The organism is Pseudomonas sp. PDM27 (assembly GCF_019219205.1).
Taxonomy (GTDB): domain Bacteria; phylum Pseudomonadota; class Gammaproteobacteria; order Pseudomonadales; family Pseudomonadaceae; genus Aquipseudomonas; species Aquipseudomonas laurylsulfatiphila.
This window is the reverse complement of the sequence record NZ_JAHUWF010000028.1, coordinates 1-1,305: the sequence shown is the minus strand read 5'-3', so window position 1 is coordinate 1,305 and position 1,305 is coordinate 1. Positions and strand designations below refer to the sequence as shown.

Annotated in this window: 1 protein-coding gene; it reads right to left on the bottom strand. The window is 54.6% G+C overall.

Going from position 1 to position 1,305, the window contains the following annotated elements; genetic code table 11:
• Positions 1–20 precede the first annotated feature (20 nt).
• Positions 21–1,199 carry an integrase core domain-containing protein gene (locus KW838_RS29210; protein ID WP_218504370.1) on the bottom strand — a complete coding sequence of 393 codons (1,179 nt, stop codon included), beginning with the start codon at positions 1,197–1,199 and terminating at the stop codon, positions 21–23.
• Between the last annotated feature and the right edge of the window lie 106 nt (positions 1,200–1,305).

The window sequence follows — 1,305 nt, the reverse complement described above, 5'->3', positions numbered from 1 at the left end:
TGTAGAAACGGATACATCCTTTACAAACGAAACCGGGGACATCCTTTACGTTTTTGTGGGTTTGAAAGGCGGTTTTCACCGCTTTTCAAACGCCCTAAAAGGTAACTGCACAAATACACTTCCCAGACCTCATCTTCTACCTCCTTCAACCCCAGTGCCTCACCCACCAGTGATTCACTGACAAATACCATTCCGCCTTTCCACTTCATTGAACCGTTTTGCCGGACTTTTCTGACCAGCATCTGTGGAGGGTAATTCACCTCCGGTACATGCCCGTCGTAGTGCCGGCTGGATGGCACATAAATATCTGCCGGAACCTTCATTGCCAGTGCCTTGTGAGGGCGTTCGTAGTTGTATTCGTGGCGAAATCGTTCAAACGCCAGCTGCTGCTGTACCAGGTTATGTTCAGGTGTCTGCAGTAGTGCAGCCTTGAGGGTTCGATGCATTCGTTCATGGCGGCCATTCTGGTCAGGACGTCCGGGCTGGATACGCTCGGGATAGATGCCCAAGCGTATGAACCAGGCCGCCAGACTGGAGATGCGCGACACGCCGGTCGAGGCAAAAGGTGAACCGTTATCCGTACGAATGACATTGGGCAACCCATACTCCCGAAAGGCCCAGTCAAATCCTTCACGCGCCCCAGCCACACTGCTTTGGGCCCGGCAAAGCAACAAGAACCGGCTGACATGATCGGAGATCGTCAAGGGAAAGCAGCGCTGACCTGATTGCAGGGCGAAATCGCCTTTGAAATCCGCCGCCCATGTTTGATTGGGCTCCGTGGCTTCGCGTAACGGAATAGGCCCCGTCGGTGGGCGATTAAGGAAGCGTCGTTTCTGCACCAGACCTGCACGCTTGAGCCATTCACCAGCCGTGCTCAGCGCCGGCCAAGAAAAGTCCGCATGTGCGTTTCTCAGGTTATGGACCAACTTCTCAGGCCCCCAACTTGGATGCTCGCGCTTGTAAGCGATCAGCAACTCAAGGACCTGCTCACTGATTTGATGAGGGCTGTGGTGCGGACGTCTGGACAGCTCTTTGAGCCCATCGATGCCACGCTCTGCATAGCGTGCCAACCACTTGTCCAAAGTGGGCCGACTGACACCGTAGTGCCGCGCCAGCTCACTTTTGGAATAGGCGCCGGACATCCAGTCGCCTATGAGTTTCACTCTCTGATCCATTGGGGACTCTCGATTCCAGGGCATGGTCAGGCACCTCCTGACCGTATTTCATACCTGTAAACGATGTCTCCGGTTTAAAACGTAAAGGATGTCTCCGGTTTCTACCCGAGCAAGCCCGCTCCCACAGGGG

Excerpts from the sequence above, each read along its gene's own strand:
- KW838_RS29210 (WP_218504370.1), bottom strand. The coding sequence starts at position 1,199 with ATGCCCTGGAATCGAGAGTCCCCAATGGATCAGAGAGTGAAACTCATA.